Source organism: Eggerthella lenta DSM 2243 (genome assembly GCF_000024265.1).
Classification (GTDB): domain Bacteria; phylum Actinomycetota; class Coriobacteriia; order Coriobacteriales; family Eggerthellaceae; genus Eggerthella; species Eggerthella lenta.
On record NC_013204.1, the window covers coordinates 2,567,005 to 2,587,340 of the forward strand.

At 65.7% G+C, this 20,336-nt stretch carries 16 protein-coding genes; 3 read left to right on the forward strand and 13 right to left on the reverse strand.

From position 1 onward, the window contains the following. Positions 1-52: 52 nt before the first annotated feature. On the reverse strand, positions 53-970 hold the full coding sequence (locus ELEN_RS10990) for a diacylglycerol/lipid kinase family protein (protein ID WP_009306372.1): 918 nt from the start codon (positions 968-970) through the stop codon (positions 53-55). Between the two features lie 176 nt (positions 971-1,146). Between ELEN_RS10990 and ELEN_RS10995 the strand changes: the two genes are divergently transcribed. Together ELEN_RS10995 and ELEN_RS11000 are read left to right on the forward strand one after the other, a co-directional pair. After that, positions 1,147-2,025 (forward strand): glucose 1-dehydrogenase, encoded by an 879-nt coding sequence (locus ELEN_RS10995; RefSeq protein ID WP_009306373.1) that lies wholly within the window; start codon positions 1,147-1,149, stop codon positions 2,023-2,025. Between the two features lie 165 nt (positions 2,026-2,190). Next, a complete protein-coding gene (locus ELEN_RS11000) occupies positions 2,191-4,962 on the forward strand; it encodes a metallophosphoesterase (RefSeq protein WP_015760995.1) in 2,772 nt (923 codons plus the stop codon). A 158-nt stretch (positions 4,963-5,120) separates the two neighbouring features. On the opposite strand, the gene ELEN_RS11005 is transcribed toward ELEN_RS11000, so the two are convergent. The 3 genes from ELEN_RS11005 to aguA form a co-directional block, all read right to left on the reverse strand. Further along, positions 5,121-6,614: an APC family permease gene (locus tag ELEN_RS11005; protein ID WP_015760996.1), complete on the reverse strand. Its 1,494-nt coding sequence runs from the start codon at positions 6,612-6,614 to the stop codon at positions 5,121-5,123. A gap of 86 nt (positions 6,615-6,700) precedes the next feature. After that, positions 6,701-7,744, reverse strand: coding sequence for a putrescine carbamoyltransferase (gene ptcA / locus ELEN_RS11010; RefSeq protein ID WP_015760997.1), 1,044 nt, complete (start codon positions 7,742-7,744; stop codon positions 6,701-6,703). Positions 7,745-7,818: 74 nt separating this feature from the next. Then, a complete protein-coding gene (gene aguA / locus ELEN_RS11015; protein ID WP_015760998.1) occupies positions 7,819-8,940 on the reverse strand; it encodes an agmatine deiminase in 1,122 nt (373 codons plus the stop codon). Positions 8,941-9,155: 215 nt separating this feature from the next. Here aguA and ELEN_RS11020 point away from each other — a divergent pair, with 215 nt between their 5' ends. Beyond that, positions 9,156-9,932 carry a helix-turn-helix domain-containing protein gene (locus ELEN_RS11020; protein ID WP_015760999.1) on the forward strand — a complete coding sequence of 259 codons (777 nt, stop codon included), beginning with the start codon at positions 9,156-9,158 and terminating at the stop codon, positions 9,930-9,932. A 436-nt stretch (positions 9,933-10,368) separates the two neighbouring features. On the opposite strand, the gene moaC is transcribed toward ELEN_RS11020, so the two are convergent. The 9 genes from moaC to ELEN_RS11070 form a co-directional block, all read right to left on the reverse strand. Further along, positions 10,369-10,872, reverse strand: coding sequence for a cyclic pyranopterin monophosphate synthase MoaC (moaC, locus tag ELEN_RS11025; RefSeq protein WP_015761000.1), 504 nt, complete (start codon positions 10,870-10,872; stop codon positions 10,369-10,371). A gap of 209 nt (positions 10,873-11,081) precedes the next feature. Beyond that, positions 11,082-12,083: a GTP 3',8-cyclase MoaA gene (gene moaA / locus ELEN_RS11030; protein WP_015761001.1), complete on the reverse strand. Its 1,002-nt coding sequence runs from the start codon at positions 12,081-12,083 to the stop codon at positions 11,082-11,084. A 463-nt stretch (positions 12,084-12,546) separates the two neighbouring features. Further along, a complete protein-coding gene (locus tag ELEN_RS11040; RefSeq protein WP_015761002.1) occupies positions 12,547-13,659 on the reverse strand; it encodes a sulfate/molybdate ABC transporter ATP-binding protein in 1,113 nt (370 codons plus the stop codon). 91 nt (positions 13,660-13,750) lie between these two features. Continuing rightward, positions 13,751-15,208, reverse strand: coding sequence for a molybdate ABC transporter permease subunit (gene modB, locus ELEN_RS11045; protein ID WP_015761003.1), 1,458 nt, complete (start codon positions 15,206-15,208; stop codon positions 13,751-13,753). An 81-nt stretch (positions 15,209-15,289) separates the two neighbouring features. Further along, the gene (locus ELEN_RS11050) at positions 15,290-16,216 is read right to left on the reverse strand and encodes a molybdate ABC transporter substrate-binding protein (protein ID WP_015761004.1); all 927 of its coding nucleotides are present in this window, start codon (positions 16,214-16,216) and stop codon (positions 15,290-15,292) included. A 165-nt stretch (positions 16,217-16,381) separates the two neighbouring features. After that, positions 16,382-16,984, reverse strand: a complete 603-nt coding sequence (locus tag ELEN_RS11055; RefSeq protein ID WP_015761005.1) for an ABC transporter ATP-binding protein — start codon at positions 16,982-16,984, stop codon at positions 16,382-16,384. Continuing rightward, the gene (locus ELEN_RS11060; RefSeq protein WP_009607912.1) at positions 16,977-18,098 is read right to left on the reverse strand and encodes an ATP-binding cassette domain-containing protein; all 1,122 of its coding nucleotides are present in this window, start codon (positions 18,096-18,098) and stop codon (positions 16,977-16,979) included. The genes ELEN_RS11055 and ELEN_RS11060 overlap by 8 nt, the downstream gene beginning before the upstream one ends. Before the next feature lie 9 nt (positions 18,099-18,107). After that, positions 18,108-18,995 carry an ABC transporter permease gene (locus ELEN_RS11065; RefSeq protein WP_226844453.1) on the reverse strand — a complete coding sequence of 296 codons (888 nt, stop codon included), beginning with the start codon at positions 18,993-18,995 and terminating at the stop codon, positions 18,108-18,110. Positions 18,996-19,161: 166 nt separating this feature from the next. Continuing rightward, positions 19,162-20,145: an ABC transporter permease gene (locus ELEN_RS11070; protein WP_009607771.1), complete on the reverse strand. Its 984-nt coding sequence runs from the start codon at positions 20,143-20,145 to the stop codon at positions 19,162-19,164. Between the last annotated feature and the right edge of the window lie 191 nt (positions 20,146-20,336).

The following is a 20,336-nucleotide window of genomic DNA, read 5'->3' on the forward strand; positions in this document are numbered from 1 at the left end:
CGATGCCCTCGTATCATATTGCGCGAAGCCCTATCGTGGAGCGCACGTTTTCTCAGAAGGGCACGAGCACGTTCAGCGCGGCGGGCTCCACGGCGATGTCGAACGAGGTGCCCTCGATGAGCTCGCCGTCCATCTGGGCGGGAGGGGCCTCGTCGAACTCGAGGTGCAGCGTACGGCATCGGCGCAGCTCGATCTGCTTGAAACGAACGTGCTTGCCGCCTTTGGCACGCAGGAAGATGTAGAGGGCGCGCGCTGCGCCGACGGGCGGATGGGCGACGCACACGTCCAAGAGGCCGTCGTCGATGCGCGCGTCGGGGCAGATCTTGAACCCACCGCCGTAATAGGGCCCGATCTGCACGGCGAACGTGACGGATTCCGCCTCCACCGTCTCGCCCCCGTCGAACGACACACGGTAGCGCCGCAAGTCGAGATGATGCAGCAGCTGATCGATGCCGCTCTCCATGTACAGCACGGTTCCCGTGCGGCCCGTGCGCACGCGCCGCTCCATCGTGTCGAGCGCGATGGCGGCGTCCAGACCGAACGAGAGCGTCTCCACGAACCAATGGCCGTTCACGCGCCCTACGTCCGCAAGACGCGCCTCGGCCCCCAACAGCTGGGCGCACGCTTCGTCCACTTTGGTCGAAACGCCGAGCGTGCGCGCGTAGTCGTTGCCCGATCCTACGGGTATCACGCCGAGCGCCGGCCGCCGCGCAGCCGGGCGCCTCATGAGCCCGCCCGCCACCTCGTGGATGACGCCGTCGCCGCCCAGCGCGATCACCGTCGAGCAGCCTTCGGCGCGCTCGGCGATCTCGGAGGCGTGCCGCGGCCCCGCCGTGCGAGCGAGCACGACCGCGTCCTCCCCCAGCTGGGCACGCAGCAACCCGACGGCGCGCTGCGCCGCAGCCGCCCCGTTGCCGTTCTGAGCGGCAGGGTTCGCGATGAGCAGGATGGATCCCTCGGATGACAGCATGGGCGCCCTTTCGTCGTTGAAGCGACGAAGCGCGCCGGGCGCTTCGCGACGCGTCTATTATAGGCGAAGGAAACCGGCTGAAAAACCTCCGGCAACGCCTGACGACCGCCCGGAGGCGAACGAGGCCGCTGCGGCTACGATGCGGTCGAAGCAACCGATCCGAAAGGAGCACTTCGATGTCGGAACTCGTAGCATTGGAAACCCAAGCCCCGAAAGCGGGCTATGCCATGGATGACACGCGCGCGAACGTCGATCCCAAGCCGCAGTTGGAAAGCGACCTCTACCGGGCAGCAGGCAAGCTGGACGGCAAGGCGGCCCTCGTCACCGGCGGCGACAGCGGCATCGGCGCGGCCGTGGCCATCGCGTTCGCCAAAGAGGGCGCCGACGTGGCGATCGCCTACTACTCGTCCGACGACGACGCGCAGGCGGTGGCCGAGCGCATCCGCGAACTGGGACGGCGCGCGCTCGTGTTCAAGGGCGACGTAGGCGACGAGGCGTTCTGCCGCGATATGGTCGAGGGGATCGCGGCCGAATGGGGTCGCCTCGACGTGCTCGTGAACAACGCCGGAGAGCAGACACCGGCCGAGAGCATCCTCGACTTGACCCAAGAGCAGCTGGTCCGCACGTTCCAGACCAACATCTTCAGCATGTTCTACCTGGTGAAAGCCGCACTCCCCCACCTGCCCGAGGGAGGCGCCATCGTGAACACCACGTCGGTGACCGCCTATCAGGGCTCGCCGAACCTGCTGGACTACTCGGCCACGAAGGGGGCCATCACCGCGTTCACCCGCTCGCTCTCCGAGAACGAAGACCTCGTGAGCCGCCGCATCCGCGTGAACGGCGTGGCGCCCGGGCCTATCTGGACGCCGCTGAACCCCGCCTCGTACGGGCTCGACAGCGACAAGGTGAAGCACTTCGGCGAGTCGACGCCCATGGGGCGCCCCGGCCAGCCCTACGAGCTGGCGCCCGCCTACGTCTTTCTGGCCAGCGACGATTCCAGCTACGTCTCCGGCCAGGTGATCCACGTGAACGGCGGCACCGTGGTGAACGGGTAGACCTTTTTCAGCGCGGCGGGGCGCGTGGTTCGCGCGGTTCGCCGCGCCTCGAAGGCTTCGCGAAATTCTTACCAGATCCTTTCCCTCGCACGACGTGCTTCTTGCGCGGGTCTTACGTGGCTCGCCTACGATTGAGCGCGTCATACCGTCGATCGAAAGGAAACCATGGATCCCCAACAGCTCGCGTCAGCCTACGACCGCGGCACATTCGGCGTGTCGCGACGCGCGTTCCTCAAGTTGGCCGCCGTCGCCGGCGTGTCAGCCGCCGCAGGGATGCTCGTCTTTCCGGAGCAGCAGGCCGCAGCCGCGTTCACGCAGCCCGCAGCCCCGAACTGGCCGCCTTTGTCCGGCGACAAGATCCGCTTCACCGTGCACAGCGACACCCATGTCGGCGCAAGCCCGAACAACAACTACCGCGACAAGATCCCTGAAGCGTTCTCGGCCATCTACGCCATGGCACCCGACGTGGACGCGCATTTCTTCGTGGGCGACTCGGCCGACACTGGCCACCCGGACCAGTACGTCGAGCTCGCGCAACTGCTGAACGCTAACGCGCGCAAGCCGGTCGGCATCGTCATGGGCAACCACGAGTACTACAACTGGAGCGGCAGCAAGCAGAACGCCCAGGACGCGTTCAAGACGTTCCTCGCCTCGGAGCTGAACGTGCCCGGTTCGTTCCAAATGCCAGGCGGTGCGAACGAAGGCCAGGTGGATGCCGACTTCGCCGTAGGAGGCTACCACGTGCTGGCGGTCGCGCCCGAACCGGGCGGCTACGACAACAGCTGGTACGGAGCGAAGCGCGATTGGATCCTCGAACGCTGCGCGGCCGCGGCGGCGGAGGATCCGGCCAAGCCCATATTCCTGCTCACGCATCACCCTTTCCCGAACACCGTATGGTACTCGGGTTCGAACAGCTGGAACGGCCAGTTCGACGAGAATGCCAACACGGCGCAGTCCGGCGCGTTCTACCAGGAGCTGTGCGAGAAGTATCCGCAGATCATCCACTTCTCCGGCCACACCCACATCCCTATGGCGGACCCGCGCTCCATTTATCAGGACGACGGGTTCACGCTCATCCAAACCGCCACGTTCGCCAATAACTTCTGGATGGAAAACGACGGGCACGACGAAACCGGCAGCGCAGGCGGCCACCCGAACGCCGGCTGGGACGCGAATCAATGCGAACTCGTGGAAATCGACCCGGCGACCAACTCCGTGTCCGTATACCGACTCGACTTCCGCAGCGGATGCGCCCTCGGCGCACCGTGGGTCATCGAGCCGTCGAAGGGAACGACCGCCTTTCGCTACACGCACGCAGGCATGGCCGCGCGCAGCAAGCCGCCCCTCGTGCTGGACGGCGCCGAAGTAGCGGTGATCGAGGAGTCCGTCACGGCGAACGGTGCCTCGTTCAGCGTAAAGGCCGCCCGGGTGGCGCCCGACGCAAGCGGGCTCGAAGACGACATCGTCATTTCGTATCGCGCGGTAGTCGCCTTGGCCGAAGCGCCTGACGCGGCGGTGTACGATGCGCGCTTCATGTCCGACTACTACAAGGCCGAGGCGAACCGCGCCGAGGTGTTCGAGCGTCCGCTGTTCGGCGCGGGGCTTGCCGAGGACACGTCGTACGTGCTGCGCGTGTTCGCCGCGAACCCGTTCGGGAAGGAGACGCTCGTCGGGGAGGCGGCGTTCCGCACGGCGGCCCGGGTCACGCCGGCTCTGGGCAACCCGCTGCTGTCCGTGGACTTCTCCACAGGAAGCCACGCAGATGCCGCGTTGGCGCCGCACAACGCCGTGCCCACCGGCACGCTGACCTACGAGAGCGATTCGTTCGGCGTGCCCGTAGCCGTGTTCGACGGCTCATCTGCCGTAGGATACGATTTCACCGCCGACGATTACGCGGCCATCGCGCAAGCCGAAACGATCGAAGTGCTGTTCCAATTCACGGCGAACCCGACGAGCGGCTACTTCGACTTGTTCTCCAGCGCGCAAGGCGCCGGCCAGGACCTCAGCTACTATGCGCCCCAGCTGCAGCACTACGTCAACACGGGATCGGGCTACCGCTGCACCGAAGCCACTGTGCCGCTGAACGCCTGGACGCACGTGCTAGCCACCTACGATGGCGTCATCATGAGCTACTACCTGAACGGGGAGCTCGTATCGACGCTGGACAATCCGGGATCGATCCCTGCGCCCACCGCTTCGGCGACCCGTTGGTTCGTAGGAGCCGACGTCAATTCGAACGGCGAGATGGAGAAGCCCATGACGGGCAAGGTAGCGTTCGCGAAGCTGACGCCCGGCGTGGCGACGGCAGCGCAGGCAGCCGAACTCTACGTGGCGGCTGCGCCCGTTGCGGCGGCGGTCGCACCCCCGAGCGCCGACGCCATCGGGACGGCGACCGCAGGCGAGGTCTACGCCATCCCCCCGCTGCCGTTCGCCGACGCGAACGGACGGGAGCTGCAGGGCATCCCGTCGGTCGTCGGTCCCAACGGGGCGGCGGTGGACGTCGTCAGGACGGAGGCCGAGGGGGTCGCCGCCTACCGCTTCACGCCCGCCGTCGAAGGCGCGCACACGGTGACGTACGCCGCCGGCTACGCGCAGCGGCCCACGTTCGAGCTGGCCGTGGCCGCCGCCGTCGCGAAGCCCGATCCCGACCCGGAACCCGATCCCTCGCCCGACCCGGAGCCGACGCCCGACCCGGAGCCGGAACCCGATCCCGAACCCGAGCCGACGCCCGATCCTGCGCCGGAGCCCTCCCCCGCTCCCGACGCCTTCGCGCCCGAAGTCGTCACGTCTACGCCAACGCCGCAAGCGAAGAAGCTGGCCCGGACGGGCGACCCCGTCGCCATCGGTGGCATCGTCGTCGGCGTCGCCGCCACCGCCGGAGCCGCCATCTGCGTGGCCCGCAGCCTCATGAAAGGAGAGTTGAGCGAGGAGGAGTAGGCGGCACCGCCGCCGCCCGCCATGGCGCGGCGAGAGCGCACGGGCTCGTGCGTCTCTCGCCGCGCCAGTCGTGCGTGGATCGCGCGCCGGTCGCTTCGCGCATCGGCGAGGAAGCCTCTCGCGAACTGCACGCCGGGCCCCACGTCATGGGAGGGTTGCTACCCGCGCTCGAATTCCAAGTCATGCTCGGCCACTTCCTCCAGCCTCGCTTCCACTGCCGGGCCGAGGGAGCCGTGCGCCGCGTCCCACTCCTCGGGGTCGCCGTCGAGGGCCATGCCGCGGTACTCCTCCGTGCGCTTGCACGCCGACACCACGCGCACGATCTCGCCGATCACCGCGAACGCCAGCACGCCGACCAGCATGGGAATCTTCGACAGCTCCTCCTCCGAGCCGTTAAGAGACACGATGGTGGCGATCATCGACAGGATGAGCAGCACGACGGGCACCCAGCACGCCACCGTCGCGGCGGCCTTGCCGCCGGGCATGCGGAAGATGCGCATGCGATCGGGATCCACCGAGCGCAGCTTGAGGAACGCCGGGAACATCGGCATGTAGCAGATCAGCAGGAACACGATGTTCATCGAGAAGAATATCCAGAAGAACCCGTCCAGCCCGACGGCCGACATAATGGGCGACACGAGCACGAGCGCGCTTGCGATGACGCCGTTTACGAGCGCCGCACCGGTGGGCACGCCCTTCTTGTTGAGCCGCGCGAACACGCCGGGCATGTTCTTCTTGTCGGCCGCGTGGGCCGCCACGTAGTTCACGCCGAACGACCAACTGATCATATTGCCGAACAGCGTGATCAGGAAGACGACGCCGATGGCGATGAACAGCAGGCTGCCGTTGCCGGCCATGATGGCCACGGCGTCCATGATGCCCGAGTCGAGCGACACCTCGTTGGACGGGATGGCCGCGCCGATACCGAACGAGCTGAACAGGTAGATGGCCGCGATGGCGATGCCGCCGGCGATGATGGCCGTGGGAATCTGCTTCTTCGGGTTCTCCATGTCGTTGGCGAACACGGCGATGGCCTCGAAGCCCATGAAGTTGAACAGAATGATGGACAAATACGTCAGGCTGCTCGCGTCCATCGACGGCAGGAACGTGGCCGGCGACATGTCGCTGGCGAAGCCGTTCGTCACGGCGTAGTAGATGCCGAGGCCGCCCACCGACACCGCGATGAGAACCTTCAGCACGGCGGACAGGTTGAGGATCCAGCCGGAATCGGACACCTTCGAGAAGCTCATGAACACGACGATCCACACGAAGGCCAGCTCGATGGCGAGCGTCGGGATTAGATCGAGCTCGAAACCGGTCATCAGCGCGATGGTCTCGGGGAACAGGAAGGCCAGCGACGCCATCCACAGCGGGAAGTTGATCCAGTAGTACCAGCTCACGCGGCTGCCCCACTTGTCGCCGAACGCGCGGCGTACCCAGTCGGCGATGCCGCCTTCGTCGTCGGCGTACGTGGTTCCCAGCTCGCACACGATGAGGCCGTACGGCATGAGGAACGCGATGATGAGGAAGATCCACCAGGAGAACTGGGAGTTGCCGATGGCGGCGGCAGGCGCGGCCGCTTCGGCGACGAACACGACGCAGATCACCGTGAGGATCGCGTCGATCATGCGGAATTTCTTTTTCTTGGCCATCAGATTATCCCCTTTTCAGAGTGGGTTCCATATTGGCGTTGCAGATGCCCCCCCAGGGGAGCCGCACCCTGGGGGGCATCCGGAACCTACTTCCCGATCTTCCCCAGCACCGCGTTCATGCGGGCCTCGGCGGCGTCGGCGACGGCGGCGTCCTCCTTCGTCTTCGGGCAGAGGTAGGCCAGGATGGCGCGGATGGAGTGCTTGCGGTTCTCGGCCTCGACCCAGCAGAGGCTCCGCTCGGGATGGTCCATGACCTCGTCGGTCACTTCCTCGCCGCGGGTGGCCGGCAGGCAGTGCATGAACTTGGAGTTCGGGCCGGCGAAGTCCATCATCTCCATGGTCACCTGGTACTTGGGATAGAAGACGTCCATGTAGCTCTCGCCGCCCTCTTCCTCGTCGTACAGGCCGTACCACACGTCGGTGTAGACGAAGTCGGCGCCCTTGATGCACTCGATGTCGTCGGACACGGTGACGGTGCCGCCGGACACCTTGCAGTTCTCCTCGGCGATGGCCATGATGTCCACGTCGGAGTCGACCACGAGGCCGCCGTCGGTCACCTGCTTGCCCTTGGGGCCGAAGTGCACGAAGTCCATGCCCATCTTCGAGGCGATGAACATGAGGGAGACGCACACCTGCGTGGCGTCGCCGATGAAGGCGAGCTTGCAGTCCTCGATCTTCTTGCCCTCGGGCAGGTTCTCGATCATGGTCAAGAGGTCGCCCAGCTCCTGCGTGGGGTGGTTGAAGTCGGACATGCCGTTGATGACCGGCGCGGCGGAGTGCTTCGCCAGGTTCACCACGTCGGGGTGGCGGTTCACGCGGGCCATGAGGATGTCGACGAGCGAGCCCATGACGCGGGCGGTGTCCTCGAGGGACTCGTGGCCGCCCAGCTGGATGGTGCCCGGGCCGAAGAACTGCGCATGGCCGCCCAGGTCGGTCATGGCCGTCTCGAAGGAGATGCGGGTGCGGGTGGACACCTGCTGGAAGATCGTGCCGAGCGTCTGGTTCTTGAGGATCAGCGGGTAGCGGCCGCCCTCCTTGATCATAGCCTTCATGGACTGCGCCAGCTCGATCATGTCGAGCAGCTCTTCCTTGGTGAAGTCGTTGGTGTCGATGTAGTCCTTCACTGCCATGGTTCCTCCTTCATGAGAGCGTGCGGGTCGCTCGGGGCGGCCCGCACATGGATGCAAACGGTTCGCGGATCTGCCTAGCCCAGCTTCGCGGCGATGGCGGCCGGGTCGGGCTGCTGCAGGGCCATGCAGTGGATGTTGCCGCCGCACAGCGACCACTCGCGGGTGTAGATCTTGATGATCTCGCGGTCGGGCATGAGCTCGGCGAACATATCGCACGCCACCTGGTCCATCGGATCGCCGTACTGGGGAACCAGCAGGCCGCCGTTCACGAAGTAGCTGTTGATGTACGTGATGGCCAACGGCAGGTCGGCCTCGCGGGACGCGGCGTCCTTGCAGAGATCCACGCCGGCGCTCTCCTCCTCGGAGATACGGATGATGCCGGGGATCGGGATCTTGTGGATCTCGAACGTGCGGCCCTTCGCGTCGGTCGCCTCGGACAGCACGTCGTAGGCGGCCTTGAGGTTCGGGTACTGCGGGTTGTCCTCGTCGTCGGTCCACGAAAGCGCCAGCACGCCGGGACGGACGAAGAAGCACACGTCGTCGATGTGGCCGTCAGTCTCGTCGAAGGCCATGCCGTCCTTCAGCCAGATGACCTTCTCCAAGCCCATGTACTCCTTGAAGTACCACTCCGCCTCTTCCTTGGTGAGGTGCGGGTTGCGGTTGTGGTTCAGCACGCTGTTCTCCGTCACGATAAGCGTCCCCTCGCCGTCGATCTGCATGGCGCCGCCCTCGAACACCATCTTCGTGGCGTCGTACGCGTCGTAGTTCTCGAGGTCCAAGAGCTTCGTGGCGAATTCCTGGTCGCGCTTCCACGGGAAGTACAGGCCGCCCTCGAGCCCGCCGTACGCGTTCCATCCCCAGGTCACGCCGCGCATGTCGCCCTTGTCGTTCACCACGTAGAACGGGCCTTTGTCCTGCGCCCACGCGTCGTCGATGGTCATCTCAACCACGCGCACGCCCTCGGGCAGGCGGGTGCGGGCGTTCTCGTACTGGTCGGCCGAGCAGAACACCGTCAGCGGCTCGTGCTTGATGATCTCCTTCGCCACCTCCACGAGGACGGCCTGGGCGGGCTTGCCGCCGTTGCGCCACGTGTCCTGACGCTCGGGCCAGATGAGGAAGTCCTGCTTGCGCGGCTCGAACTCTCCGGGCATGCGGTATCCGTCTTGCTTCGGCGTGCTGTCGGTGATGATCTTCATGATGCGCTCCTTCGCTGATCGTCGTGGCGTTCCCGCCTGATGACCCCATCCTACCGACGCGCCGCGCGCGCCGTCAGTACCTGCGAGGAGGGCGTTTCAACAGTACCCCTCCCCGCGAGGGTACCCGGACGGGTACCCTGACGCGAGCGGGCGCGGATATGGTACGATTACCTTCAATGCGAAAGAGCGGTGCGACAGAGAAGACGGGTGAGCGCATGGTGGAGCTGAGCGACACGCGATGGCGGGCGATCGACGACTTGCTGCTCGCGCTCTACGGCGCGTCCGACCTCGCCGACCTGCGGCGACGCGTCATGCGCGGCTTCAAAGATCTGGTGCCCTACGACAAGGGGTTCTTCGATCTGTGCGATTGCAGCGAGAGCGGGCGCTTCGTGTTCTTCGACCCCGTGTCGGTGGACATGACCGACGAGGAGCTGCTGTCGTACTACCAGAAGTACGAGCCGAGCGACTACACCACCTGGCTGTTCTCGGTCAACGACCCCGTGGTGTACCGCGATTCCACCTTCGTCACCGACGAGATGCGCAAGCGCTCGGAGCTGTACCGCGAATGGATGATCCCCATGGACACCCATTTCAGCATGGGCAGCACGCAGGTGGGAAACGGGATGATCTACGGCTCCATCACCCTGTTCCGCAACCGCGCGTCGGGCGACTTCACCGAGGAGGAGGAAGAGTGCCTCGCCGTGTTGAACCGGCACCTCTCGACCTGCCTGGCCGTCGCCCACCCCCGGGGCCTGCGGCGCGACGAAGGCAAGCCCGTGGTGGGGCGCACGAGCCTGACCGCGCGCGAGCAGGAGATCGCCGCGCTCATCGCCGAGGGATTGAGCAACCAGCAGATCGGCCTGCGCTTGTTCATCTCGGAGAACACCGTGAAGAAGCACGTGAAGGGCATCTTCCAAAAGATGGGCGTATCGAACCGCCATCAGCTGATGGCCGAACTCTACCGAACCGCCGCCATCGTGGTGGACGCGTAGAGCACGCCGGACCAGCTCGCTTTTACGGAGCAGCTAGCGAGCGAGGTTCGCGGTTCCTTGGATCTCGAACGGGATCGTGCGGAGCGGCGCGGCCGACTTTGAAAGCGCGGCCTTCGCCTGTGCTCGTCTCGCCCCCCCGAACGCGCATCGACGAAAGCCGATCGGCCCGTGACGCAGAAAACCGCCCCGCATGGCAGAAATGAAGCGGTTTGGTAATCCCATAGGCTCCGATCCCGCCCGGTCGGAGCCATGGTTCGCCCTTCTCAGGTAAAAACGACCCGAAAACGCCTGGTCGGCGAAAACCTATAAACTTGATCTGTTTGTTCATGTTTACCAAACCGGCTTTTTTCTGCCATGCGGGGCGGTTTTCAGCTTCACGGACGAGAGGGGAGCCGCACCGTCCCAGCCGATGCTGGGCACGCAGCGCCAGAGAGAATCAGAAAGCGTGTTCCCAGAGACCGGACTTGCCGCCTTCTTTCTTGAGCAGGCGCACGTCCATGATCTCCATGCCGCGGTCGACGGCTTTGCACATGTCGTACACGGTGAGGCACGCCACGCTCGCGGCGGTGAGCGCTTCCATCTCGATACCGGTTTTGCCCGTGACGCCGCAGGTGGTGGTCACATGGATGCCCACGAGGCCGTCGGGGCGCTCGCCTTCGGCCACGGGCGCGCACTCCACCTTCGCCTTCGTGATGTTGAGCGGATGGCACATGGGGATGAGGGAGCTCGTCTGCTTGGCAGCCATCACGCCGGCCACGCGCGCGCACGCCAGCACGTCGCCTTTCGCCGCCTTGCCCTCCACGATAAGCGCGAGCGTCTCGGGATGCATGGCGATGAAGCCCTCGGCCACGGCGACTCGCTCCGTGTCGGCTTTCTGCGACACGTCCACCATGCGCACGGCGCCCTGCTCGTCGATATGGGTAAGCTGCTGATCGGTCATGGGTATCTCCTTGGTTCGGTATCTCGCAGGTTGAAAGATCGCAGGTTGGCGCAGCGAGTCAGCGAGAAGGGCCGAGGTGCGTCGAATTCGGGGGATTCCGAGGATGAAGCGTACTTCGGTACGCGATTCCTCGGAATCGCGCGAAGGCGGCGTGCCTCGACCCTTCGCAGCGTCGGCAGGTTCCGCTTGCCGTAGGCAAGCGGAACCTCTTAGCCGCCGATTTGCGACATGCCGCGCTCGGTGCCTACTTTGTCGTGATGCTCGTCGGGCTTCGCGCCCAGGGCCTCGGCGAACACGGCGCGCACCGCCTGGTCGTCTCCGGCGCGCAACGCGGTGCGCACGTCGTACTCGTCGTCCGAGAACAGGCACGGGCGCAGCTTGCCGTCGGCCGTCAGCCGCAGGCGGTTGCATTCGCTGCAGAAGTGACGCGACAGCGGGCTGATGAAGCCCACCGTGCCCTGCGCGTTCGGGAACTCGAAGTAGCGCGCGGGCCCCCACCCGAGCGGGCGGTCGTTGCCGGCCGGCACCAGCTCGTCCATCCCTGCGGCGCGGGCGCGCTCGTTGATGATCTCGAACAGCTCCTCGCTGGGCACGACGTCGTCCTTGCCCCAGCCGCAGCCATGGCTGCCGGAGCTCTCGCCCACGGGCATGTACTCGATGAACCGCACGTGCAGCGGGCGATCGATGGACAGCTTCGCGAACGCGAGGTAGTCCTGGTCGAGGCTGCGCACGGCCACCGCGTTGATCTTCACGGGGTTGAACCCGGCCGCAAGCGCCGCATCGATGCCGTCGAGCGTCTGCTGCAGCTCGCCGCGGCGCGTGATCTGCCTGAACTGCGCGGGATCGAGCGTGTCGAGCGAGATGTTCACGCGCGACAAGCCCGCTTCCTTGAGGTCGACCGCCATCTTCGGCAACAGCACGCCGTTCGTGGTCATCGACACGTTCTCGATGCCGGGCGTATGCGCGATAGCGCGCACGAGATCCACCACGCCGAGGCGCACGAGAGGCTCGCCGCCCGTCAGGCGGATGCTGCGGATGCCCATGCCCGCCGCCACGCGCACCGCCTCCTCGATCTCCTCGATGCGCAGGATATCCTCGTGCGCGAGCGATTGCACGCCTTCCTCGGGCATGCAGTAGATGCAGCGGAAATTGCAGCGGTCGGTGAGCGATATGCGTAAATAGTCGATGGTACGACCATGGCTGTCTTTCACAGGACGCACTCCCTTCTCGTCTGAGGATACAGTATAGGGCATCCTCGGATCACCGCATGGCGCAATATCGCGAAAGGATCGGCGCGCGCTGAATACACGGATGCGGCGTGCTGGATTCGCATACCGCACAGCGAAAGGCACGTTGCTCACCGACGAGCTGCTTGACGAATGAGCCGAAGCATGCGAGCGCGGCGAATACCCCGGCACTGCCGGCGAAATCGTGGTCGGGCGGCCGCGCGTCTCGGCCGAGGATCTTGCAACCGTCACGTTCAAGCTGCTGAATTCCCAGGTCGCCGCCCTCGACGAAACCGCAAAACGCGCAGACGAGACGCGCTCGCAGTTCTTGCGCTCGCTCGTAGGCGAGGCTCTCGCGCGAGGATGACGCCCCGCCCCATCATGCAGGAGGCGGGCAAGCGAGTCGGACGCACCTGCACGCGAGGGCGCACTGCGCCCGGGACCGTCTTTAGCGCGATACCAGGTACACCTTGTCGGGAGGAATGCGGATCCACAGCTCCTCGCCCTCGTGCGGCAGCTCGTCGACGGGCACGGCCAGCTTGTCGACGCGCCAGAACAGGTGCTGGTGCAGATACTTCATCTCGTCGTCCGTGCGCGACACCGTGGGAGCCTCGCTCTCGTCGCGGTCGAGAAAGCCCAGCAGCACCGTGCGCTCGAAGCGCGAGTCGCTGACGCGGTCCACGCGCACGCGGTAGCAGTTCTCGCCAGGGCCGTCGACGCGTTGCAGGAAGAACGCGCGCACGCCGAGCGCCTTCACGTCCTCGGGCACCGCCGCGCTCGTCGCGGCCTCGATGCCCCACTTCGGCAGGCGCACGCGATGCTCGCCCGTCCGCACGGCAGCCGTGGCATTCTTGCAGCCCGACAGCTTCACGCCCGCCAGCGACTGCGGACGGTTCACCAGGTCGTCGCCCGTGCCCGTCTCGGTGATACGCCCCGCCTCCACCACGGCGATACGATCGCAGAATCGCAGCGCCTCGTCGATGTCGTGGCTGACATACAGCACCGTGCCGTGGAACGCGTCGAACAGGCTGACGAGGTTCTGCTCCAGCACGCTCTTCAAGTGCGCGTCGAGAGCCGAGAACGGCTCGTCCAGCATGAGGATGCCCGGACGCGCCGCCAGCATGCGGGCCAGCGCCACGCGCTGCTGCTGGCCGCCCGACAGCTGAGCCGGATAGCGCCGGTCGAACCCTTCCAGCCCGAAACGCTTGAGCTCTGCGGCCACCAGCGCGTCGCGGTCGGCCTTCGACGCCTCGCGCCCGATGCCCGCGGCCACGTTCTCGGCCACCGTCAGATTCGGGAACAGCATGTAGCTCTGGAACAGCAGCGCCGTCTTGCGCTGCTGCGGCGTGAGGTTGATCTTCCGCTCGGAATCGAAGAACACCCGATCGTTCACCACGATGCGTCCCTCGTCAGGCGTCTCGATGCCGGCGATGCATCGCATGGTAAGGCTCTTCCCGCATCCCGATGCGCCCAAAAACCCCAGCGTCTCGTCCCCTGCCTCGAACGCCACGTCCAACGTGAACGACGAGAACGACTTGCGTATGTTGACTTCGAGACTCATTTCGGCAATTCCTTCCCAAAGACACTCGGCTTGCGCCGCGCGGGATCCCTCGACTCCGCGCTGCGCGCTGCGCTCAGGATGACAGGGCCCATTACGCTTCCATCCCCCTGCGATAGCTCGTGGTGCGCCTGCTCCACAGGTTGATGAACAGGATGACCACGAAGCTGAACGCCATGATGACAACCGTCCAGAAAATGGCCACGTCGGTGTTGCCGTTCATCCACTCGAAGTAGATGGCGATGGGGATGGTACGCGTGATTCCCAGGTAGTTGCCGGCCAGAAACAGCGTCGCACCGAACTCGCCGAGGGCGCGCGCGAACGACAGCACGGTGCCCGCCGCGATGGACGACCACGACAGCGGCAGCATCAGCTTGAAGAATATCTTCGCGTTGCTCCAGCCCAACGTGCGGGCCGCGTCCAGCATGTTCGGATCGAGGTTCTCGAACGCGCCGCGCGCGCTGCGGTACATCAGCGGGAACGCCACCACCACGGCCGCCAGCACGGTGGCCTGCCAGCTGAATATCAGCGGGAAGCCGATGTCGATGAACCACTGCCCCACCGCGGTGTTCTTGCCGAACGCCAGCAGCAGCAGAAAGCCGCACACCGTGGGCGGCAGCACCATGGGGATGGTGAAGATGGAATCGGCGATATCCTGCGCCCGCGCGGGGATGCGCAGGCTGAAGTACGCGGCCAAAAGCCCCAGGACGAAGATGAACACGATAGCCGTGAGCGTCGTCTTCAGCGTCACCCACAACGGACTGTAGTCGATGCCCTTCAAGAACGACGCCAACGCCTCGAAGCCCTCGGGGGCCCCGATCACGCTCACCTGGTCGGCAGACGCGAGCGTGGCGAAGTCGGCATGAGTGAGCCGCACATAGGACGGATTCGACGCTTGCGTCACGTCGGAGCCGTCTGCACCGACGACGCAGACGTAGAACTCGCCGGGCTTGAGCTCCTGGTCGAACTTGTAGACCACGCCGTCCCGCTCGAACTCAGGCTCTCCGGTGAACGCCCACTCTCCCTCGGCGGACAACGTCGCGCCGCCCTTCGAATTCTGCGCGTCGAGAGCCACGAGCAACTGCTTGAGGAAACCTCGGCTCTCGGACGATTCGGCGTCGAATCCCACAGCCTGCGCAGTCTCGGGCGGCACGTGGACCACGGTGAGCTCGTCGGCGGCGACAACCGCGAGACTACCCGACTCGTCCGAGACGAAATAGCGGTAACCTGCATAGACGCCGTTCACGTCGCTGTTGCTGCCCACCTGGGAACGCGAGAAATCCTCGAGCGCGAAGGGGCTGCCTTCGACCGAAGCCGATTTCCCGTCGGCGGCGATGTTCACGGCATCGTCGATCGCCGTGTCCTCCTGCGCCGATTGCGCCGATGTGCCACCCGCTGCCGCATTCGGCGCGTCGAGATCGCCTTCGTCATCGGCGCCAGCAAGGGCGGTGCCGGGGATGAAAGCGATCGCCATTGCCAAAGCGCATGAGACGATCGGCATCGCAGCGCGAGAGAAGACGCCAACGATGCGGTCGATTAGAGTGTTGTCCATAAGATCGTCCTTGTCGCACGGAAAGGATGGGCGTGTACGATCCCATCCTTTCCTTGTCACTATACCGTATGTGCGCCTAGTCTAGGAAACCAGCTCGAAGCCCCACTCCTGCCAAAGCTTCTTGGCATCGGCGTTGGTGGTAGCCCACTCGATGAACTCGTTTGCAGCCTCGGCCTGCGTGGAGTCCTTGCAGATGGCAGCCGGGTAGATGATGTTCTTGTGCGTGTCGTCCGGGACGACGCCGATAACCTTCACGCCGCCGAAGCGGTACACGTCGGAGCTGTACACGAACGCCACGTCCACGGCTCCGGACTGCGCCTGCTTGCACACGTTGCCCACGGAACTCTGCAAGTTCACCTTGCCCTCGAGCGGCGTTCCATCGTAGGAGCCGTCGGTGCCGGCGCTGTCCTTGCCGGTCTTGCCGTCGGCGTCGATGAAGCAACCGACGGTGGAAAGCGCCTGATTGGTGTAGTTGCCGGCCGGCACAGAGGCATCGCCCACAGCCACTGTGTAATCGCCGGTGGCAAGGTCGTCCAGCGTGAAGCTCTGATCAGCGTACTTGGCGGCAAGCTCGGAATCCTCACCGGCAACCATCACGAGGTCGTTCTTGAACATGTCGAAGCGAGTCGCCTCGTCGACATAGCCCTTCTCCACGGCATCGTCCATCTTGCCCTTGGAGGCGGAGATCAGCACGTCGGCGTACGCGCCGCCGGCAAGCTGCTCGTTCAGCTCGCCCGAAGACAGATACTGCGTGTCCTTGAACGTCACCCAGGTATGATCCTGCGTGTACAGCTCCTGTACAGCGTCCATGGCCTTCGACAGCGAGTTCGCGGCGAACAGCTGCAGCTCCACGGCCTCATGGCTCTCCGACTTGGCCTGCTCTTCGGCGGGCTTCTGCGTCTCGCCGGCTTGTTGCTCGGTATTCGACGAGCAGCCTGCCAGCGCGAATGCGCCCACCAGGGCGAACGCGCACACAGACGCCAACACGACGCGGATACGTTTCCTCATAATGACCTTCCCTCGCTCTCTTTTCGATGGAGCCCGAACCGGCGACGAAGGCCGGCCCCGCGAGGGCCGCATCGCTCCCGGGCTTCGTCCATACTATTCCTATCAAAGATTATAGTCAAACACGAATATATACCGGAAGCGTATTTTTCCGAGAGCGCTCGCGGCCTACCTCATCGCCAAATCCACCACGCGGGTGGCGATGCGCTCGGTGAGCGCGTGCGAATGGGACACGAACACGAGGCCGATGCCGCGAGCCTGCGTTTCCTCCACGAGAAAACGCCAGATCTGCGCCTGAGTGACAGCGTCCAGCATGGTGGACACCTCGTCAGCCACAAGGTAGCGCGGGTTCGCCGCCAGCGCGCGGGCGATGCAGAAGCGCTGCAGCTCGCCGCCCGACAGCTCGTGCGGGAAACGCGCGAGCCACCGTTTCTGGATGCCCAGGTCGTCCAGCAAGCGCTGAGGCACCTCTCCTGCTTCGGCCAGCGTTTGACTCATGCGCATGCGCGGGTCGACGGCGGTTTCGGGATGCTGCAGGATCAGCTGCACGGGACACGTGCCGCGCTTCGGCAGCGGGGCGCCGTCCACGAGGATCTCGCCTTTCTGCGGACGATCGTATCCGGCCAGCATACGGCACAGCGTGGTCTTGCCGAAGCCGGACGGCGCGCTGAGGGCGACGCGCTCGTCAGGGCCGACGGCCAAGTCGAAGTCGCGGTACAGCGGCGTGCGCGCGCCGGGGTACGCATAGGTTATGCCGCGCGCCTCAAGCATGGGAACCCCCTTCCGTCGACCCGCCCGGCGCCTCGAAGCCGTGCTCGGGAAGCGCATGCCACAACTCGCGGCTGAACGGGTGCTGCAGCAGGTCGGGAGACGCGAAGTTCGCAACTGCCGTCTCCTCCACCACCGTGCCGTCGCGGAACACCGCCACGCGGTCGGCCACGCGCAGGGCCAGCTCGATGTCGTGCGTGATGAGCATCACGCCGCCGCCCGCGTCGGCGAAGGCGCGGAAGTCGTCGAGCGCGCGCACGGCCAGATCCAGGTCGAGGCCGGGCGTGGGCTCGTCGGCCACGATGACGCGCGGGTCGTCCATGAGCGCGCAGCACAAAAGAACGCGGCGCGCCATGCCGCCCGACAGCTCGTGCGGATACTTCCCCGCCGTGTCCTCGGGCAGTCCGTAGCGCTCGAACAGTTGCGCGCGCCGACGACGACGCTCGGCGCGCGACTCGTGTGCGCGCGCGAAGCCCTCCACCTGACGGCCCACCTTCATGAGCGGGTCGAGGTTGTTCACGCTCTGCGGCACCAGCGAGATGCCGTGGCCGCGCAGCGCGGAAAGCGACGCCGCATCCTGCTGCGCGCCGTCGAACCAGACGCGGCCGCGCACCGTGGCGTTCGGCTCGAACAGCCCCAACACGGCATCGGCCAAAAGCGTCTTGCCGGAACCCGACGCGCCTACCACGGCCACGATCTCGCCCGCATGTACGGAGATGCTTAAAGAATGGATGACCTCGACCTCGCGCTGCTTCGCGCGAAAGAAGGGGGCGTCCTCGTCGTACATGCGGAACCCCACGCTGAGGTCCTCCACCTGCAGCAGGTGGTGGCCGTGCTCGTGGCGGGAAACGGGCGCGTGCGTATGATGGTGGTGCACCTGCGCGTCTTTGTGCGAAAGAGCCTCGTGCGGCACGACGTCGGGCGCGAGGCCGTCGATCGGATCCTCGGACGCTATCGCGCAGTCGCGGCCGGCGCCTTCCGCACCGAACAGCTGGTCGGTCAGGCGCTCCAGCTCGGCAGCGGCCTCGTACAGCGCCCGCTCGCGAGCGGCCAGATGCTCCGGCAGCGGGTTCCTGCCGTCCGTTTCAAGCGGGTTCTTGCGGTTCGCTTCGTCCATGACGGCCTCCTATTCCTGCGCGCTGTGCGGGTCGACGAGCTTGCGCAGGCTGGATCCCGCCAGGTCGAACAGCAGCACGGTCGCGATGAGCGCGAGACCCGGGAACACGGCGAGCCACCACATGCCGGCCGACAGGTACGCCATCGACTCGCTGAGGATCACGCCGATGGCGGGTTGCTCGGGCGGCAGACCGAAGCCGAGGAACGTCACGGCGGCCTCGTGCAGGATGGCGTGCGGGAACAGCAGAATCAACCCCACGATGAACTGGGGCAGCACGTAAGGAACCATGTGCTTCGCCGCGATGCGCAGAGGAGTCTGCCCCAGCCGCCGCGCCGCAGCCACGAACGTCGACTGCTTACACTGCAGGATCTCGGCGCGCACGACGCGCGCGAGGCTGGGCCAGTGCGTCACGGCCACGCCGATGGTGACGCCCCAGAAGCCCTTCCCCAACGCGAACGAGATGAGGATGAGCAGCACGATATGGGGGATGCCCAGCATGAGGTCGATGAGCCAGGTGACCGCGGCATCGGCCTTCTTCCCGCCCAGCGCCGCCACCGCGCCCATGACCAGCGCGATGATGGACGACACGCCCGCGGCCAGAAGACCCACCAGCACGCTGGTGGACAGCCCCGCCAGCGTGCGCAGCAGCATGTCGCGCCCCATCCAGTCGGTGCCGAAAGGATGGGCGAAGCTGGGAGCGAGGTTCTTCATCGAGAAGTCGGTTGCCGTAGCCGCATCCGCGACGACGAGCCCCGCGACCACCACAGCCGCCAGCGCCGCCAAAGCACCCAAAAACGCCGCCAGCGTCAACCTCCTATTCCCCACCCGAGCCGCGCGAGGAGCATGCAGAAGGGGCGGCGCGGCATCCTTGGAGCCGTTGGGCTCGGCAGTTCCCACCAAGCGAGTTTCCCCTTCGGGGACTTGCTGCGCTTCGCTCCGCGGCGCCGCACCCATCGAGCCGAAACGCCCTGTGGGCGTTTCGTGCGAGCCAGGACTGCCGAGCGACTGGGAACTGCCGAACCCGACGGCGGACTCGCAGGTTAAGCAGGTTTCAACGCGCTCGTCAGCCATGAGCAGCCCCCTTGCGCATGCGGGGATCCACCACGCCGTACAGCGTGCTGGCTATCAGGTTGCCGGTGAACACGAAGGCGGCGGAGAATAGCGCGATGCCCACCAACAGCGCCGCGTCGCCGCCGAGGCCGGCCGTGACGGCCGCCTGCCCCAGACCCGGATACGAGAATACCTGCTCCACCAGCACCGATCCGCCGAATATCTCGGATATGGACGCGAATTGCAACGTGAGCGCGGGCAGCGCGAGGTTGCGCAGGCCGTGGTGGCGCAGGGCGCCCCAGGTGCTCAACCCGCGCGCACGGGCGAACCGCACGTAATCGCTTTCCAGCACGTCGATAGTCTTCTCGCGCGTGTGCAGCGCGATGTTCGCCACGCCGATCACCGACAGCGTGAGCGCTGGCAGCGCCAGATGATGCAGCGCGTCGGCAAAGGTCACATCGGCCGCCGACACCCCGATGGGCACCGAGAAGCCGAACGGGAACCACCCCAGCTGCACCGAGAACACGATGAGAAACAGCAGCCCCAGCCAGAACGTGGGCACCGAAGCCAACAGGAAGCAGTACCCCTTCACGATGCGGTCGATCAGACGGCCGCGGTTCGCGCCCGCGAGGATGCCCAACGCGAAGCCCAGCACGCCGCTGACCGCCCAAGCCGTGGCCATGAGCGCCAGCGAGTTCACCGCCCGCGTGGCGATGACGTCGATCACCGGCGCATTGAAGCGCAGCGATGTCCCCAGATCGCCGTGCAGAAGGTCGACGAACCAGTTGGCGTAGCGCTCCCACAAAGGCGTGTTCACACCCCAGTATTCGGCCAGTTGCGCCCGCTTCGCCTCGCTCATGTTGATATAGGCCGTCTGCCCCACGTTCGCCTGCACCGGATCGATAGGAGAAACGCTGACCAGCACAAACGTAACCAAACTCACCGCAAGCATGAGCAAGATAAACTTCGCTATGTTCCGAGCCAAAAATCGAGCCATGAAACCACTATACCCTCACTAGTAGAAAAACCCCACAGCAACACCCCTCCAACAAGCGCAAACGGCGCCCAGTCCCCCAACGCGCAAGCTCGTTACGGTCAGCGGGAGGGGCGCCGCGGTGCCCACCAAGCGAGTTCCGCAGCGAAGCGAGGACTGTTTGAGCGACTGGGCACCGCGGCGCCCCTCCCGCG

What these genes read in the sequence shown, in the direction of transcription:
- ELEN_RS11005 (WP_015760996.1), bottom strand. Translation starts at nt 6,614, where the DNA reads ATGGCCAAGAAAAAGAAATTCCGCATGATCGACGCGATCCTCACGGTG.
- ELEN_RS11055 (WP_015761005.1), bottom strand. Translation starts at nt 16,984, where the DNA reads ATGCTTGAGGCGCGCGGCATAACCTATGCGTACCCCGGCGCGCGCACG.
- ptcA (WP_015760997.1), bottom strand. Translation starts at nt 7,744, where the DNA reads ATGGCAGTGAAGGACTACATCGACACCAACGACTTCACCAAGGAAGAG.
- modB (WP_015761003.1), bottom strand. Translation starts at nt 15,208, where the DNA reads ATGGACAACACTCTAATCGACCGCATCGTTGGCGTCTTCTCTCGCGCT.
- aguA (WP_015760998.1), bottom strand. Translation starts at nt 8,940, where the DNA reads ATGAAGATCATCACCGACAGCACGCCGAAGCAAGACGGATACCGCATG.
- ELEN_RS11000 (WP_015760995.1), top strand. Translation starts at nt 2,191, where the DNA reads ATGGATCCCCAACAGCTCGCGTCAGCCTACGACCGCGGCACATTCGGC.
- ELEN_RS11070 (WP_009607771.1), bottom strand. Translation starts at nt 20,145, where the DNA reads ATGGCTCGATTTTTGGCTCGGAACATAGCGAAGTTTATCTTGCTCATG.
- moaC (WP_015761000.1), bottom strand. Translation starts at nt 10,872, where the DNA reads ATGACCGATCAGCAGCTTACCCATATCGACGAGCAGGGCGCCGTGCGC.
- ELEN_RS10995 (WP_009306373.1), top strand. Translation starts at nt 1,147, where the DNA reads ATGTCGGAACTCGTAGCATTGGAAACCCAAGCCCCGAAAGCGGGCTAT.
- ELEN_RS11040 (WP_015761002.1), bottom strand. Translation starts at nt 13,659, where the DNA reads ATGAGTCTCGAAGTCAACATACGCAAGTCGTTCTCGTCGTTCACGTTG.
- ELEN_RS11020 (WP_015760999.1), top strand. Translation starts at nt 9,156, where the DNA reads ATGGTGGAGCTGAGCGACACGCGATGGCGGGCGATCGACGACTTGCTG.
- ELEN_RS11060 (WP_009607912.1), bottom strand. Translation starts at nt 18,098, where the DNA reads ATGGACGAAGCGAACCGCAAGAACCCGCTTGAAACGGACGGCAGGAAC.
- ELEN_RS10990 (WP_009306372.1), bottom strand. Translation starts at nt 970, where the DNA reads ATGCTGTCATCCGAGGGATCCATCCTGCTCATCGCGAACCCTGCCGCT.
- ELEN_RS11050 (WP_015761004.1), bottom strand. Translation starts at nt 16,216, where the DNA reads ATGAGGAAACGTATCCGCGTCGTGTTGGCGTCTGTGTGCGCGTTCGCC.